Annotated in this window: 12 protein-coding genes; 6 read left to right on the top strand and 6 right to left on the bottom strand. The window is 68.3% G+C overall.

The window, feature by feature from the left end; genetic code table 11:
• From ADL29_RS03860 to ADL29_RS03850, 3 genes are all read left to right on the top strand, one after another.
• Positions 1 to 1410: an alpha/beta hydrolase family protein gene (locus ADL29_RS03860; RefSeq protein ID WP_053922348.1), complete on the top strand. Its 1410-nt coding sequence runs from the start codon at positions 1 to 3 to the stop codon at positions 1408 to 1410.
• A 100-nt stretch (positions 1411 to 1510) separates the two neighbouring features.
• Complete coding sequence (locus ADL29_RS03855) at positions 1511 to 1984, top strand: carboxymuconolactone decarboxylase family protein (protein ID WP_053922347.1); 474 nt, start codon at positions 1511 to 1513, stop codon at positions 1982 to 1984.
• A gap of 54 nt (positions 1985 to 2038) precedes the next feature.
• Entirely contained in the window at positions 2039 to 2962 is a 924-nt protein-coding gene (locus ADL29_RS03850; RefSeq protein WP_053922346.1) for an RNA polymerase sigma-70 factor, read from the top strand.
• 143 nt (positions 2963 to 3105) lie between these two features.
• On the opposite strand, the gene ADL29_RS03845 is transcribed toward ADL29_RS03850, so the two are convergent.
• Together ADL29_RS03845 and ADL29_RS03840 are read right to left on the bottom strand one after the other, a co-directional pair.
• Positions 3106 to 3552, bottom strand: coding sequence for an RICIN domain-containing protein (locus ADL29_RS03845; RefSeq protein ID WP_053922345.1), 447 nt, complete (start codon positions 3550 to 3552; stop codon positions 3106 to 3108).
• Between the two features lie 312 nt (positions 3553 to 3864).
• Positions 3865 to 4614 carry an SOS response-associated peptidase gene (locus tag ADL29_RS03840; protein ID WP_046930217.1) on the bottom strand — a complete coding sequence of 250 codons (750 nt, stop codon included), beginning with the start codon at positions 4612 to 4614 and terminating at the stop codon, positions 3865 to 3867.
• Between the two features lie 208 nt (positions 4615 to 4822).
• On the opposite strand from ADL29_RS03840, the gene ggt reads away from it, so the two are divergent.
• Positions 4823 to 6697, top strand: a complete 1875-nt coding sequence (ggt, locus tag ADL29_RS03835; RefSeq protein WP_053922344.1) for a gamma-glutamyltransferase — start codon at positions 4823 to 4825, stop codon at positions 6695 to 6697.
• A gap of 349 nt (positions 6698 to 7046) precedes the next feature.
• Here the strand turns inward: ggt and ADL29_RS03830 are convergent, their stop codons facing one another.
• Positions 7047 to 8579 carry a tyrosinase family protein gene (locus ADL29_RS03830; protein WP_053922343.1) on the bottom strand — a complete coding sequence of 511 codons (1533 nt, stop codon included), beginning with the start codon at positions 8577 to 8579 and terminating at the stop codon, positions 7047 to 7049.
• Positions 8580 to 9041: 462 nt separating this feature from the next.
• Positions 9042 to 9461, bottom strand: a complete 420-nt coding sequence (locus tag ADL29_RS03825; RefSeq protein ID WP_053922342.1) for a MarR family winged helix-turn-helix transcriptional regulator — start codon at positions 9459 to 9461, stop codon at positions 9042 to 9044.
• 97 nt (positions 9462 to 9558) lie between these two features.
• Here ADL29_RS03825 and ADL29_RS03820 point away from each other — a divergent pair, with 97 nt between their 5' ends.
• Positions 9559 to 10380 carry an SDR family oxidoreductase gene (locus tag ADL29_RS03820; protein WP_053922341.1) on the top strand — a complete coding sequence of 274 codons (822 nt, stop codon included), beginning with the start codon at positions 9559 to 9561 and terminating at the stop codon, positions 10378 to 10380.
• A 449-nt stretch (positions 10381 to 10829) separates the two neighbouring features.
• Positions 10830 to 12050, top strand: coding sequence for a hypothetical protein (locus ADL29_RS03815; protein WP_245689126.1), 1221 nt, complete (start codon positions 10830 to 10832; stop codon positions 12048 to 12050).
• On the opposite strand, the gene ADL29_RS03810 is transcribed toward ADL29_RS03815, so the two are convergent.
• On the bottom strand, positions 12034 to 13860 hold the full coding sequence (locus ADL29_RS03810; protein ID WP_053922340.1) for an asparagine synthase-related protein: 1827 nt from the start codon (positions 13858 to 13860) through the stop codon (positions 12034 to 12036). The genes ADL29_RS03815 and ADL29_RS03810 overlap by 17 nt on opposite strands.
• 1 nt (position 13861) lies before the next feature.
• Complete coding sequence (locus ADL29_RS42350; RefSeq protein WP_107094887.1) at positions 13862 to 14473, bottom strand: lasso peptide biosynthesis B2 protein; 612 nt, start codon at positions 14471 to 14473, stop codon at positions 13862 to 13864.
• Positions 14474 to 15588: the final 1115 nt, after the last annotated feature.

The raw sequence follows: 15588 nt of genomic DNA, 5'->3' as shown, positions 1-15588 counted from the left end.
ATGACAGACGTGGCGCACGAGGCACCCCACCCGACCCGACGGACCGCGCTCGCCGGGCTCGTCGCCGGAGCCGGGGGCGTACTGTCAGCGGGTTGCACGGCCTTGGACACCCCTACCGCACAGGGGCGCGCCCCGCTTCCTTCCGGCTCGGCCACCGGCTCCACCGGCGACGCCACGCCCGGCGCCATGACGCTCTTCAAGGACCCGTCGTACAACTTCAGTGCGCTCTGGGCCCTCGGCGGCGCCGGATTCAGCGGCAGCGAGGTGGGCGAGGTCCTCACCGCCGTGAACAGCATCAACAAGGCCGGCCTGTCCGCGCAGACATACGTCGACACCTTCAAGCATCTCGGTGACCAGTTGCTGGAAGCACCCGAGGGCAGCAAGCCCGACGGGCAGACCAGACGCCTTCGCGCACTGCGGGCCGCTCAGTACTACGCCCAGGCACTGTTCTTCGTCCTCGGCTCCGACGACCCCGGCAGCGAGGAACGGCTCTACCGGGCGGGGCGCGGCGCCTGGGACACGTTCTGCAGGCTCTGCGACCCGGCACCGGTGACGACGAACGTCCCGTACGGGAAGACCCCCCTGCCGGTGTGGTTCTTCCGCCCGGACGACTCCGGTGAGCGGCGCCCCACCGTGATCCTCACCAACGGCAGCGACGGACAGAACGTCGACATGTGGGCGTATGGCGTCTCGGCCGCCCTGGAGCGCGGCTGGAATGCCCTCGTGTACGACGGGCCGGGCCAGGGACAGTTGCTCTTCGTGAACCGCGTGGTCTTCACACCACGTTGGGAAACGGTGGTCACCCCGCTCGTCGACTGGCTGGCCGCCCGTCCCGACGTGGACGCCGACCGCATCGCTCTGACCGGGCTGAGCATGGCGGGCGACCTGGCCCCCCGAGCCGCAGCCTTCGAGACGCGGCTCGCCGCCCTGGTGGCGATGCCGGGATGCCTGGAACCCTGGCTGGGTTTCCCGCCCGAGATCCGGAAGGTCCTTACCCCGGACAAGGCGGAGACCAACACCATCTGGAACAAGGAGGTCGTCCCCGAGCTCCCGCCCGCCGCGGCCGCAACGATGAAGAAACGCTTCGAGCCCTTCTCCGTCCCGGCAATGCTCGCCGCCCGCCAAGGCAAGGTCTTCACCGACTTCTACACCCCCGCCACCCGTATCGAGGCCCTGACCATCACGGACATCGTGGACCGCATCACCACGCCCACCCTGGTCCTCGACTACGAGGACGAGCAGTTCTATCCCGGACAGCCACGCCAGCTGTTCGACAAGCTGGCCTCCCCCAAGGACTACGTGAAGCTCACCGCAGCCACCGGCGCGCAGCTGCACTGCTCCCCGATGGCGCCGCAACAGCACTGCGACATCGTCTTCGACTGGCTGCAGGAGACACTGCCGGGGCGCTGACCACAGCCGGGAGACGCAGGTCACATGCGTCCATGTCACAGGGGGTCGGGCTACCCCGTCTCAGGGGGTGTAGCCACCGACCACCACACAGGAGCACACCATGGACGCGCGACTGAACTACGCCACCGGCCCGACCGCCCGCAAGGCATTCACGTACCTGATGTCGGCCGGCAAGGAGCTCAAGGACATGCCGCTGCCGACCGCCACGCAGGAGTTGGTGGCACTGCGCGTCAGCCAGATCAACGGCTGCGCCGCCTGCATCGACATGCACACCAAGGAGGCCGCCGCTGCCGGCGAGTCCTCGGTGCGGCTGAACCTGGTGGCGGCGTGGCGGGAGGCCACGGTCTTCACCGAGGCCGAGCGGGCCGCGCTGGAGCTGGCGGAGGAGGGGACCCGGGTCGCGGATGCGGCCGGCGGGGTCGACGACGAGGTGTGGGCGCGTGCCGCCAGGCACTACGACGAGGAGCAGCTCACCGCCCTGGTGGTGCTGGTCTCCTTCATGAACATGGCGAACCGGCTGAACATCATCACCCAGCAGCCGGCCGGCAACTACCAGCCCGGGCAGTTCCACTGAATCGTCAACGGTATCGGCGGCTGAATCGGCATCGGCAATGGGTTGGGAGTCGGCGTGAGCAAGGTCGAGGAGTTCGAGGAGCTGCGGCCGCTGCTGTTTTCGATCGCCTACCGGATTCTGGGCAGTGTGGGTGAGGCCGAGGACGCGGTGCAGGAGACATGGCTGCGCTTCGACGGCTCGGCGACCCGGCCCACGTCGACCAAGGCCTTTCTGTCGGCCACGGTGACACGGATCTCGATCGATGTACTGCGTTCCGCACGGGTGCGGCGCGAGGAGTACATGGGCCCGTGGCTTCCCGAGCCGCTGCTGAGCGATCCGTACCAGGATCCGGCGCGGTCGGTCGAGCTGGCCGACTCGGTGTCGATGGCGGCGTTGCTGCTGCTGGAGCGGCTCAGCCCGCTGGAGCGGGCGGTGTTCGTGCTGCGGGAGGTGTTCGGCTTCGGGTTCGACGAGGTCGCCGCGGCGGTGGGGCGGTCGGAGGCGGCGTGCCGGCAGCTGCTGGTGCGGGCGCGGCGACACATGGAGGCCGGGCGGCCGCGTTTCGAAGTGGTCCGCACGGAACGGGAGGAACTCGCGTCGCGGTTCTTCGAGGCCCTCCGCGAAGGCGACGTCGCGGGCCTGCAGGTACTGCTCGCCGCCGACGTATCGATGGTCGGCGACGGCGGTGGCAAGGCTCCGCAGCTGGCCAGGGCCGTCAGCGGAGCCGGGAACGTGGCCCGGCTGCTCGCCGCCGTCTTCCCCCTCATGGCCCGCATCGATGTGACGTTCGCGCCGCACGAGGTCAACGGCCAGCCGGGCGCGATCTTCCGCGACCGGGACGGCAAGGTGCTCCACACCCTGGCACTCGAGGTGCTCGACGGGCAGATCCAGACGATCCGCTCGGTGATCAACCCCGACAAGCTCGCGCACCTGGGCCCGGTAGCGGACGCCTGGGCGATCCACCACGAAGTACGGCAGGCACGCCGGCCCACGGAATAACCGCCACAGCCGACTACAGCGAAGAGGCCCTCCATCCGCCGTCCGGCGAATGGAGGGCCTGTCTGGCCTGCCGCACACGAAGCCCGAACGAGCTGCGCAGGCGAGCCGCGAGGACGAGCGGTGTGTCCTCCGCGCCCTGTGCGTCAGCTCCAGCGCTGGCGCGGGATGCGCGTGTCGGATGCGGTGTAAGCGATCCCGCTGGGCTGCACCCCGAGGGTGCGCCCGGTGGCCTTGTTCTTCAGCCGCCAGCCCGCGGAGTCCTTGATCTCGTACCACTTCTGGTGGTTGCCACCGTTGCACGCAATCACGTAAACGGCACCCTGCCGGTTGCTGTCGAGGCACTTCCCGGTCATGCGGTGCTTGAGGGTGAAGGAACCGCCGGACTGCTTGGTCTCGGTCCACTTCATGGTCGCCCCGGTGGCGGAAGTCGTACGGACCCTGCCGTTGAAGTACGCCAGGTACTTGCCGTTGCCCTTGTTCTTCCAGGTGACGGTCTGGCTGGCGGCGAATGCCTGGCCCGTACCCGCAAGGGCCAGTGCCGGGGCGAGAACCGCCGCGGCGGCGAACTTACCTATCAGGCGCTTCTTCATGGAGTTCCCCCTTGAGAGTCGAAATGTCGAACCCGGCGACAACGGCTGCCTCTCGCGCAGGCATGCACGGCTCCCCAACCCCTGCCGCAACGGCAATGGAGCGTCGCATGCGAAATCCGTTGCCTTTGTGGCCGCGTTCACTTAGTGGTGCCAGTGGCCTTAATCCGCCGAATTGAGCATTAAGGCCGTGGTCACGCTACCCGGCGTGAGCACGCCATGCAACGCCCTTCCCGGCGGCCCGGCCGGACAGCCGGCAGCGACGCACTCGCTGCCGCGAAGCGCTCGGCGGCGTCTCGTCCCGGCCCCTCGCCTTCAGTCCTCGGACCGGTCATCGGCGATCTCGTCCAGGAGGTGCGGTCCGTTGTTGCGTACGCTGTTGACCGCGGGGGACACCGCGCGGGCGTCCAGATGGCCGGCAGCGGGAGCCGCCAGCAAGGCACGGAGTTCCCCCGGATCCTGGTGGGCGGGATCGAGCCAGGCGGCCCAGTCGTCGGGTGCGATGGCCAGGGGCATGCGCGGGTGGACGCGTCCGGCGGCGTCGGTGGCCTCGGTCGTGATGATCGTGCAGGTCGTCCACCACGCACCCGGCGCCTCGTTGTCGGACACGGCCGGGTCGCGCCAGAACTCGTACAGCCCGGCGAGCGCCATCACCTGGCCGTCCTCGGGGCTGATGAAGTACGGCTGCTTGCCGGCCTTGGCCGTCCCGGTCGCCGCGACGGCCTGCCATTCGTAGAACCCGTCCGCCGGCAACAGACACCGGCGCTTCGCGAACGCCCGGCGGTAGGCCGGCTTCTCCGCGACGGTCTCCACCCTGGCGTTGATCATTTTCGCGCCGACGTTCAGGCTCTTCGCCCACGACGGCACCAGCCCCCAGCGCAGCGGCCGCAGCTGCCGGGTGACCTCGCCGGTGTCGCGTTCGACGCGTTCGAGCACCGACCACACGTCGTCGGTCGGAGCCACGTTCCAGCTCGGATCGAGCACCTGGTCGGGGTCCCAGCGCGTGACGTCGAACAGGCCGACCAGATCCTGCGGACGTCGGGTGGAGACATATCGGCCACACATGCCCCCACCCTGCCACGTACCCGGCCGCTGGTTGGCACCCATGCCGTGGAAGGGGAAGAAGTTCCCGGCGCCAAGCCCCTCCGTCAAGTTACCGATTGGGAACCCTCAGAAGTAGCGCAATTATCGCCACCGTACGTTGCTGTGCCGGTCGCCTCCTGTCAGGGTTTCGGCAATCTCACCCCCCACGCCCGAGATCCCCGGAGGCGTTATGCCTGTCCGTCGCATCGTGGTCGCGGCCACAGCCGTTGTGGTGACCGCCGTGCCCCTGGTCCTCTCCCTCAGCACAGGCGCCCAGCCGGGCGTCGGCGCCCCGTCCGGCCCGGGGAAGGCCGCGTCGAATTCCCGGCTCAAGCCGCCTGCCAAGGAATCCGTTGCCACCGGCAGCGGCGGCGCCGTCTCCAGCGTCAATCCGTACGCCTCCCGGGCAGGGCTCGACGTGCTGCGCCACGGCGGCAATGCCGTCGACGCCGCGGTCGCCACTGCCGCCGCCCTCGGCGTCGTCGAGCCGTACTCGGCGGGCATCGGGGGCGGCGGCTATTTCACCTACTACGACGCCCGCACCGGCAGGATCAGCACCATAGACGGCCGGGAGACCGCCCCCGACCGTATGAAGTCGGATGCCTTCATCGACCCTTCGACGGGGAAGCCCATTCCGTTCCCCGAAGCCGTCAACTCGGGCCTCTCCGTGGGCGTACCAGGCACCCCGGCGACCTGGCAGAAGGCGCTGCACGACTGGGGAACCCTCTCGCCCGCCAAGGCCCTGGAGCCCGCCACCCGGATTGCCGACGACGGGTTCGTCGTCAACGACGAATTCCGTGCCCAGACCGAGATGAACGAGGAACGCTTCCGGAACATCTCCTCCACGGCCAAGCTCTTCCTGCCGCACGGTGAACTCCCCGTCGTCGGGTCGCGCTTCCGCAACCCGGACCTCGCCCGTACCTACCGGCAACTCGCCCGCGAGGGGATGGGCGCCCTCTACCGTGGGGCGATCGGGCGCGATGTCGTCCGGACAGTGCAGCACCCGCCGGTGGCACCGGGATCCGACACGAAGGTGCGCCCCGGCCTGATGGCGGCCGGCGACCTGGCGAAGTACACCGCGCTGCGCCGCGATCCGACCCACACCACCTACCGCGGTCTCGATGTCTACTCCATGGCGCCCTCCTCGTCCGGCGGCACCACCGTCGGCGAAGCGCTCAACATCCTGGAGAACTACCATCTGTCCGCGGCCGACCGGGTCCAGGCGCTCCACCACTACCTGGAAGCCAGCCGTATCGCGTTCGCCGACCGCAACCGATGGGTCGGCGACCCGGCCTTCTCCGACGTTCCCACCAAGGAGCTGCTGTCCAAGGAGTTCGCCAAGGACCGGGCCTGCCTGATCAGCCCCACCGCCACCCTGACCAGCCCCCTCGCCCCCGCGGATCCGCGGCGCCCCGGCACTGGTTGCCCGAAGCGGACGGGCAGCCCGGCACCGTACGAAGGCCCCTCGACCACTCATCTGGTGACCTCCGACCGCTGGGGCAACGTGGTGTCGTACACCCTGACCATCGAGCAGACCGGCGGCTCTGCGATCACTGTGCCCGGACGCGGCTTCCTGCTCAACAATGAGCTCACCGACTTCGACTTCACCCCCCTCTCCAAGGACGTGCCCGACCCGAACCTGCCCGGCCCCGGAAAGCGGCCGCGCAGCAGCATGTCCCCGACCCTCGTCCTGAAGGACGGCCGTCCGTACCTCGCCGTCGGTTCGCCCGGAGGCGCCACGATCATCACGACCGTGCTGCAGACCCTGGTCAACCGCGTCGACCTGGACATGTCCCTGCCGGAAGCGGTTGCCGCACCCCGGATCTCCCAGCGCAACCGCAAGGACACCGAGGCCGAACCGGCGTTCCTCGACTCCCCTGAGCGCGCCGCGCTGGAGCGACTCGGCCAGCACTTCGTCGAGGCCCCCAAGACCTTCACCCCGTCTCCGGAGATCGGTGCCGTCGCTGCCTTGGAGTTCCTCTCCGATGGCCGGGTGCAGGCGGTCGCCGAACCCAAGCGCCGCGGCGGTGGATCCGCGATGGTGGTCCGCAGGGCCCGGCGCTGACGGGGATGCGCACTGGGCTTACTGACCCACAGCGCTGAAGCGGCGGCAGTCGCGGGCGTTCGGCCGGGCGGTACCGTTCATCCGACTCCCCACGATCTTTGACGAGCGAACCGGAAACGAGTTCTACGCCAACGGCTTCCAGCTCGTCGAGTTCGGCAAGCCTCGGCCCGCCGCGGCCTGTTCGGGGGAGCAGGAGTTCCTCGACTGGCAACTCGGATGTGACTGGCAGCAGTGGCCCTCTTGCGCCGAGCGCCGCAGGCCATCACCAGCAGGCCATGACTGCCGGTTCCGGGCAAAGCGACGGCTCCGCACCCCTGATGGCGGGTGCGGAGCCGTCGGCCGTTGCGGGCTACCGGGTGGTGATGATGACGTGCTCGACGCTGGGCCGGGGAGCGTCAGGGCTGGCGGCGAACTCGCTCGGTGCCGGAGTGGCGGGCACGATGGAGACGGTGAGCGGGTCCTGCGTCCACAGGCCGCGCTCCTGCAGTTGGCGGACGCGATCGGTGATGTCGTAGCTGAACTCGTTGCCGTCGCCACCGCCCTCGCCATGGCCGTGGTGACCGCCCTCGACATCGGTCGCGCCGAAGAAGGAAACCCAGCCCACGAAGTAGTCGTTGTCGGGCTGCCCCTCCCCTTGCGGCGGGTTGAGGTAGACGCGATAGGGCGTTCCCGGGGGCGTGTTGGACCGGATCCCCTTCACCGTCAGGATCAGCCCGGTCTCAGGTACGTCGCCGCTGGCGAGGAAGCTCTGAGCCTGACTGGAGTCGTCGGCGGCTTCCAAGGGCACTTCCGTCGGTTCGGCGAGGCTCAGGGTGTGGCCGGGGTTGGACGTGACCAGGACCCGCTCCTCCGCACTCACCACCTGTTGTGCGCAGACGACCGGATGCTGTCCTGTCCCCTTGTCCAGTGACTCGTACTCGTAGTCGAGATCCGACTTGACGAAGTCCCGCGGGGTGGGTTCAGGTTGCACCTGGCTCCCGCTCTCGTCGAACAGGATGAACTTCCTGGACAGCCACGGTTCCTGCGGGTTCTTGCGATGCACGTCTCTCTTGAGCCACGACGGCCAGAAGCGGTCGATGTTGGCGTGGTGCAGCCAGAAGATCGGGTCGCGGGCAGAACCCGACACCGCGCCCATCCAGCCCCCGACGCCGTCGTGGATCAGTCCGTGGGGCGTCAACTCCAGTTGCCCAGGGCCTTGCCTGTCGAAGTGCGGCATGTCGGGACCGGAGTTCGCACTGCCGAAGCTGGGCTGCGGAACCATCCCTCCCTTGGGAAGGGAGAAGATGTCCAACTGCATGGCGCAGTACGGGCTGGCCGCGTCGTGGTCGACCACTTCGTGGGCCGAGTTCTGTCCTTCACCGCGGTGCGGCTTCTTCCAGAAGTCCTGCTCGGGGACTCGTTCGTCGGGAAGGTAGAGCGGGTTGGTGACGAGCGGTCCACTGCCGTCCGGCTTGCTCGGCATCTGCGGTTCACGAAATGCCGCGGGCAGCGCACGCGAGGTGAATGCGGGTTCCGTGCCTGCCGGGTCCAACGCGTAGTTCCAGTACGGGAGGGCCCAGGTGGCGGACGGGTCGGGAGTGATTCCTTCGGCTGCGGCGATCTTCTTGATGGTCGCCCGCACGATTCTCTCGAAGTACCAGATATAGGCCCGGTGCCACGGCAAGAAGTACCAACCGCCATGCGGGCACTGATTCCAGTGCTTCGGAATGGGAGGGGGCAGATTGGCGCCTCCCTCCACGCCGTGCATCCGTGCCTGGAATACCCAACTCGTCGGATCGCCGGCATTCCGTTTCTGCATCTCACCCACGGCCCGGGCATACCAGTACAGCACCGGGTCCCAGGTGTTCATGATGCTCGCATCGCGGCGGGTGTACTTCGCCATGCCGTTGCTCCTTCGCGTGGGAGGTGAATATGCGCCGAACACATCCACCATGACCCGAACGGTTGTCCCGCACCACTCGGACGCAGCAAGGGCGGTCGTGCTCGGGACCCACCCGACGGCGGAGCGGAAGCCGTGGCTCGGCGCGGTGTTGAGGAGCCCGCACACAAGGAACAAGGGAATGCGGTGGCGTTCCGGCGGGTGCCGGGATGTGCTGCCTGACACCTCAGGCAAGGCATGTGTGGGCGCTCGCTATGTGCCTTTATGTGCCTTGCCCTGTCGTGCCGCTGATCGGGTGGCGAAGGCTGACGGTGGCGGCATGTGCGTTCCGCGTGGCAGCGCTGTCGACGACGACTGCCGGATCCCCGGTTGCCTGTCCGGCCGCTGTGACTCCTCTTCATCCGAATGGCGGCGCTCGGGTGTCCTCCGCCGCCACCGGATGGCGTACTGGAATCCCGACTGCTGTCACGCCTCCAGGATCAGCTGCAGCAGCTCACGCAACGTCTCGCGCTGCTGCGTAGTGAGCCGGGCCAGGGGTTCGGCGGCGAAGGGCATGCGGGCGCGGAGGTCGGCGGCGGCGGTGCGGCCGGCCCTGGTGGCGGCGACGCGTTTGACGCGGCGGTCGTCCGGGTCGTGGCTCCGCTCGACCAGCCCGCGGGACTCCAGCCGGTCGATGATCACGGTCACGTTGGACGGCTCCGCGTGCAGCCGATCGGCGATGCGGCGGGTCGGGACCGGGCCTTCGGCGGCGAGCAGTGCCTTGGCCTGGAGCGGGGTCAGGTCGTGGTTCGACGCGGCGGCCTCGGCCTCCTGGCTGTAGCGGCGGTTGATGGCCGCGAAGAGGCCGACGATCTCCCTGGTGAGCTCATCTGATGGGTGGGACATGGCGTCCAGCGTACCGAGGTGCTTGACAACCTGAAATATCGCACCCCATACTTATGCTCAATATTAATTATGCTGCATAAGTAAAGTGGGTCACTGAATGAGCACCAAGACCGTCCTGATCACCGGCACCTCGTCCGGTATCGGCCTGGCCACCGCCGTGGCCGCCGCACAGAGCGGCTGGCAGGTGATCGCCACCATGCGCGACACCGCCAAGGCGGGCGCGCTGCTGGCGGCGGCGGAGGCAGCCGGAGTCACCGTCGACGTCCGGACCCTGGACGTGACCGACCCAGCCTCGGTCGAGGCATGCCTGGCCGGCCTCGACCGGCTGGACGCGTTGGTCAACAACGCCGGCGCGGGCCACCTCGGCACCCTGGAGCGGGAGAGCGTCGAGGACGTGCGCACCGTCATGGAGGTCAACTTCTTCGGCGTGCTGCACGTCACCAAGGCCGCCATGCCCCTGCTCCGGGCGAGCAAGGGCCGGGTGCTGACCGTGACCAGCGTCGGCGGCGTGATCGGCCAGCCCTTCAACGAGGCATACTGCGCCGCCAAGTTCGCGGTGGAGGGCTTCATGGAGTCCCTCGCGCCGGTCGCGGCCACGGCCGGCGTGTCTGTCAGCGTGGTCGAGCCGGGCGCCGTGGCCAGCGAGTTCGTCAGCAATGTGGGCCTCGCAGACAACGCACTGGAGCAGGCCGGGCCGTACGCGCCTGCCCTGTCCGCCTACCTGGACCGCACCCGCGGCGCCTTCGCCCACGCACAGACGCCGCAGGACGTGGCAGCGCAGATGGTCGAACTACTGGCAGCCGAGCGGCCCGCCTTCCGGGTGCTCACTTCCGACGCCGCGCGCGCCTTCGCCGGGGCGAAGCTCAAGGACCTCGACGGCTCGGCCGTGCAGACGCTGACCGGGACGTGGGTTGCCTAGGGAGCGTCCGCGGCGAGTCCGGCGCGGTGGCGGTCGGCGATTCAGACCACGTTGGGATCACGGTCACCCCGGCACGCGCTCGGGTGTCGTGCGCGGCCGACCCGTGACGGCACGCGGACACGGATGCCGTCGAGGACCTGCCGGAACGCCGTGGCGTCGTTGACGTTGCTGGGAGTGAGCAGCACGTTCGACAGCCCACCTGGCGAACCACCGGCTCGCACGTCCGGGGGCATCCGGATGGCGACCCGATGGATCACCACGGACGATGGTGCTCGAACCCCGGCGCGACGGCAGATCTCCTGAGTCCGCGCTGCACATGTGCGTTTGGGGCACGAACGGCGGCCTCAGGAGGTGATTGCGTGCGGACTCCCCGCAAGCCTCACTCCCGTCCCCATCCGAAAAGACGACAGCCCTCGCTGAGAACCTGGCAGTCGCGGGTGGCCCTGGCAGTGATCGTGCTGGTCCTCCTCATGACCACGCTGGTGCTGGCTTGGCTCGGCCGCGCGGACTTCGTCCATGGACTGACCTTCCCCGCTCGCATCACCGGTGCCGTCCTTCTCGTGGTCTCGTTCACCACGCTCGTGGGCGCTGTCGCGGTGCTGGACCACTACATCCGGCAGAGCTTCCCCTACTCCGGCATGGTCGCGCTGATCGGCACGTTCGCGGCCTTGCTGACCAACGCCATGCTCCTGGTGCAGACAGTCAACGACGGCGAATCCGCGGGCTACCGGGTGTTGTTCGGCGCGCTCACGGCGGGTTCGGCGTACGCCGTCTTCGCGGTGTGGCGGACATCGGTCGTGATCCCCGCTCCGAAGCGGGTGGCCGCCGCGCTGATCGTCTCCTCTGTCATTGCGACCGCTAATTTCGGCTACCAGAACCTCTATCAGCCGTACCAGCGACAGACCCAGCCTCTCATCACGCTGTCCATGGGAAAGCCGGTGCTGAGCAAGGACCGCAAGGCATTCGCCGTACCGGTCGACATCACTATCCGGAACCACGGCGACGTGGGTTTCTACGTGCTCGGCACCGAGTTCCACGCCATGGGGAAAAAGGTGCCGCTGAGCTCGAAGGACCGGCTCCGCCAGCAGTGGCGAACCGATGCCGAGCAGTGGCCCAACTCCTCGGATATGAACCCGCTCTCCCGCCGAGAGATTCATCAGCCCGGCCAGTTGGTCGAGGCAAAACAATGGATGTTCAATGGCAATTGGGTTGAGTCGAACGACACCTACGCCACGCGAGTGGTGGTGCAACTGCCCATGAACACGAAGTACGACCAGGTGGCGTTCTATGCCACCGCGAGCCTCGCGCGCAAAGACCGGCTCGTGCTGAAGTCACCGCTCGACTTCGTGGCGTACTCCTGGGGTAGGGAAAAAGTGCCGGGATGGGTGAAGAAGCAACAGAGGAGAGGTTTTGACTCTCTCATCTACCGTGCCAGGGTGCACGAGAACAATGCGCTCGACGAACACACAAGGGACCCGCGTTTCATCACCGCCTACTGGCAGTTCGGCACGCAGGGCGCGTGGGTGTACTCATCCATTACGCGAAAAGGCGAGGGTAACCGCATCCCCACCGTGGAGGAAAACCGCGAGGTGTCGAGCCGGTACGGCCTCATCGACGTCCGCACCGGCCCGGTAGAGCGAACCCTGTGGGACATCAAGAGCCAGCGGTGACGGGCACCGCCGCGCCGAGCGCGCCGGAACGCCGGTCCAGTCCCTCCAGCCAGGCCACCAGGGCGAGCGAGCTGTTCACGCGATCCCAGGAGTGCGAGTCCCCCAGGCCGAGCTGGGCCTCCCGCACGGCCCGGCACAGCGTCTCGACGTCGAACATCTCGGCGATCAGCGGATGTCGGGCGGAGCAGCACAAGGCGATGAGTTCGTCGCCGTGTGTCCGCAGGCCGCGGGCATAGAGGTCGTTGAAGGGCACCTTGACCGCCCTGCCGCGGATCGGGGCCGGGAGCAGATCCGCCATGGCCTCACGGAGAACGGCCTTCGGGCGGCCCGGCTGGAACGTGGCTGCGGCGGGCAGACGGCTCAGCGTGGCGATGACCTCCGGGTCGAGGAAGGGGTGCGAGAGGAAGAATCCGTCCCGTTGTGCCCGCTGCCAGGACAGCAGGTCGGGAGCGGCGACGTAATTGGCGGCGTCGTAGAGCGACTGTTCCGGCTTGCGCCCGAACACGAACCGGCTCTCCGCGATGCCCGCATCCCGATAGCCGTGAGCGCGCGCGAATCCGGATCGCAGCCATCCGGGGCGGTTGAAGGTGCTGAGGCCGCCGAGCACCGTTCCGCCCGTTCCGCCGCGGAGGAGCGCGGTGATCCGTTCGGCTGCCAGCGGTACGGCCGGCTGCACCACGTAGGCGCGGACGATGTCCCACAAACCCCGCTCGCTTCCCGCGGCCCAGGCACGTGCCTGCTCGGCCATCTGCCGGAGCTGTCCCGTGCGAGCCAGCCTGTGCAGGTGGAACGGATTGGCGTCGGCGATCGGATCGGCCCCGCAGCCGGTCAGGAGCGCATCACAGCCCAGTTCCGCGGCCGCGGCGTGAAGCCTGGCCCAGAACGGGGCGCGGAAGGCGTGCGCATGAGGCTCGTCGGCATCTCCCGCGTGGTGCTGGAAGTCGTCGAAGTCGGCCACGTCGTCGGCGTCGACGATCACCGGGCGGGCCGCGGGTGCCTGACGGCGGATCTCCTCCAGCGCGACGTCGAGGTACGGCCGCTCCGCGGCCAGCTCCCCGCGGGAGAAACGCCCGGCGAGCAGGACCAGCTCCCCGGCGCCGCCCCGTTCCGCGGCCAGCAGGCGTGCGGCGAGCAGCGCGACGCTGGTGGAGTCGGTGCCGCCGGAGACATGGCATGCCGTCGTCGTGCCCATGCGGCGTCCGACGGCGTTCTCCAGCGCGCGGCGCAACTCCTGCGCGGCCTCATCGAGGCAGGAGCCGCCTGCGGTCGGCTCGGGCGGGCCGGTGGCCAGGCGGGCGCGTCGCAGCGTACGGCTGTGCATCTGCCCGGTGAGGGACAGCTCGACCACCTCGCCGCCGAGGACGCGGTGCACCCCGGCGAAAGGGGTGAGGTCCGAGTGCGGTTGTGCCATGTTCCCGGTGAGGTAGCGGCAGAAGTAGCGGGGTTCCAGCTCTGTGCCGCTCCCCAGGCAGCGGACCAAGGTGCTTACGGCGCTCACGCGGCCACCGGACTCCCTGAAGAACAGCGGGATGCGTGCCTGCTCGTCGCGCGTCAGGAGGATGCGGTCGCGGTACACCAGAACAGCCGCGTAGTCGCCGGCCGGCATGGGCGGGGCGGCTCCCTGCCTGTCGGAGTCGTCGAGGAGACCGCGCGCGCCCCGCGCCCGGTCACGGGCCGAGCCGACCCAGCCGACGACGGCCGCGGTGCCGGCCCGCGAGGAGACCGTCGTCACGAGTCCCTGACGCGCCATGGCCTCGCTGGTCCGGAGCCTCGGTGCGCCCCCGGCCCAGTCGAGGCGGAGCGCCTCCATGTCACTGTCCTCCGCAGCCGATCGAGAGCACCGGTGTGAACGCGTGCCCTCGCGGATCGGCATCGGGAATGCACAGGCCGCCCGAGGCTGTCCACGCGTGCAGGGCGAACGGGTGCTCACGCACACCGACGTGGAGTACGGCTTTCAGGCCACACCGCCGCAGGAGGACGAAGGCCGTCACCGCCTCGGACTTGCAGTCGCCGTTGACGAACCAGCTTCTGCTGCGGTGTGACTGCACCACTTGTTTCAGCCGCCCGACCTCCTCCGCGGAGGCGAGGTCCGCACGGGTGTAACCCGGTGCGACCAAGGACAGCAGCCGCAGGACGCGCCCGAATCCAAGGGTCCGGATCAGCAGGTGCGCTCCACCCAGCCAGAGCCCGACGACGACGTCCGCGTATGTCTTCCGGCGGCCCGTTGCGCACCCGGCGCGCATGAGACCGGTGACGAGTTCGGCGCGTTCCTCAGGGCTTCCGGAGGCGAATTTCTCGACTTCCGTCGTCGCCAATCCGAGGAAACGCGTCCGCTTCCAGTCCGCGATCAGCGCTCCGTCGGACATCCGGGTGACACGGCAATGCGGTGACAGGATCCTTGCCATGGCTGCCAGGGCTGCCATGGCATCGGTGTCCTCTGTCACCGCATATCTCCAGCATTCCACCGTGAACGGTGTCAGTGCTGGAATCCGTGACCGTCGTAGTCTCCGCCGCTGAAGCCGCGGATGAGACGGCCGTTACCGAGACGGACGAGCAGATGCGGCCTACGACGCCGCAGCAATCGGAGAAACATCGCCTACCTCCAGAACCCGCGGGACCTCAAATTCCAGGCTACTCTCCCCCGAATGCCCCGCAACCGGACTTCCGACGTCAATCGGCCGACGTTCGGCACCTTTTCGGGTCGGTGACGAGGCTTGTTGAAGACATCTCTCCGTCACCTCTCTGTTTGGACGTCGGAACAGAAGGTCACGATGCGGCGAATCGCCAAGGCCCTGGTTGCGGTGCCCGCTCTGTCGTCACACCGCAGAAGTACGGCGGCCTTAGGGGGCCTTTCCGACGATCATCGTTCTCCAGTCGCGGCCGGCCGGTTTGCGGCGCACGATGGAAACTGGGGGAGTTCGCCCCGCGAGCCGGTGGCCGGCCCACGAGTACGCGCCAGGGAGGTCAGCCATGACTCCCAACCTCGGCCGGGCGGCGTCGAATCGGGAAACGATCCGTGGAAGATGCGTCCCGTCGAGCACCCGAAACGCTTTGAACCGACCTGCCCTACGAGCCATTCGGCCAGGTGGTGGAAGCGCGGCGACGGAGCTCGGCTCACGGTGAGGCCGGGGTAGAGGAGACCGTAGTGCGTGTACTCCTCGAGCCCGGGTCGTGGATCGGCCGGGGTGAGTGGCACGGTGACCTTCTTTGCACTTCTTCGGGGGTTACGTGTGCCACCGACTCGCCGTCCGGTTGCGGTGCGATTCCCTCGCTCATCGCACATGAACGGATCAATGCGCTCGGCCGCCGGGTGTACCTCGGAAATGCGAGGGGAATGCGACTGGTGGAGTCGGAAGGAATAGGGTTGGTAGGTAGTGCTACCGGGGTGGAGCTGGGGAACTCTCGTCTGTGTGCGGACACTTCGACTGTGACATGTCTCAGGTGGTGGGTACGTTGTCGCACATAACTTGCCGTCAATGATTGCGCGGGAGTTCGGGTTGTGGAAGTTGAATGTGAAATCAGCTGGTACCCGGCCCTC

This window comes from Streptomyces chattanoogensis (genome assembly GCF_001294335.1).
GTDB classification, from domain to species: domain Bacteria; phylum Actinomycetota; class Actinomycetes; order Streptomycetales; family Streptomycetaceae; genus Streptomyces; species Streptomyces chattanoogensis.
Note: the sequence above shows the minus strand (reverse complement) of the source record. Positions and strands in the feature narration are given on the sequence as shown.

Excerpts from the sequence above, each read along its gene's own strand:
- ADL29_RS03825 (WP_053922342.1), bottom strand. The coding sequence starts at position 9,461 with ATGTCCCACCCATCAGATGAGCTCACCAGGGAGATCGTCGGCCTCTTC.
- ADL29_RS03840 (WP_046930217.1), bottom strand. The coding sequence starts at position 4,614 with ATGTGTGGCCGATATGTCTCCACCCGACGTCCGCAGGATCTGGTCGGC.
- ADL29_RS03845 (WP_053922345.1), bottom strand. The coding sequence starts at position 3,552 with ATGAAGAAGCGCCTGATAGGTAAGTTCGCCGCCGCGGCGGTTCTCGCC.
- ADL29_RS03860 (WP_053922348.1), top strand. The coding sequence starts at position 1 with ATGACAGACGTGGCGCACGAGGCACCCCACCCGACCCGACGGACCGCG.
- ADL29_RS42350 (WP_107094887.1), bottom strand. The coding sequence starts at position 14,473 with ATGGCAGCCCTGGCAGCCATGGCAAGGATCCTGTCACCGCATTGCCGT.
- ggt (WP_053922344.1), top strand. The coding sequence starts at position 4,823 with ATGCCTGTCCGTCGCATCGTGGTCGCGGCCACAGCCGTTGTGGTGACC.
- ADL29_RS03830 (WP_053922343.1), bottom strand. The coding sequence starts at position 8,579 with ATGGCGAAGTACACCCGCCGCGATGCGAGCATCATGAACACCTGGGAC.
- ADL29_RS03820 (WP_053922341.1), top strand. The coding sequence starts at position 9,559 with ATGAGCACCAAGACCGTCCTGATCACCGGCACCTCGTCCGGTATCGGC.
- ADL29_RS03810 (WP_053922340.1), bottom strand. The coding sequence starts at position 13,860 with ATGGAGGCGCTCCGCCTCGACTGGGCCGGGGGCGCACCGAGGCTCCGG.
- ADL29_RS03855 (WP_053922347.1), top strand. The coding sequence starts at position 1,511 with ATGGACGCGCGACTGAACTACGCCACCGGCCCGACCGCCCGCAAGGCA.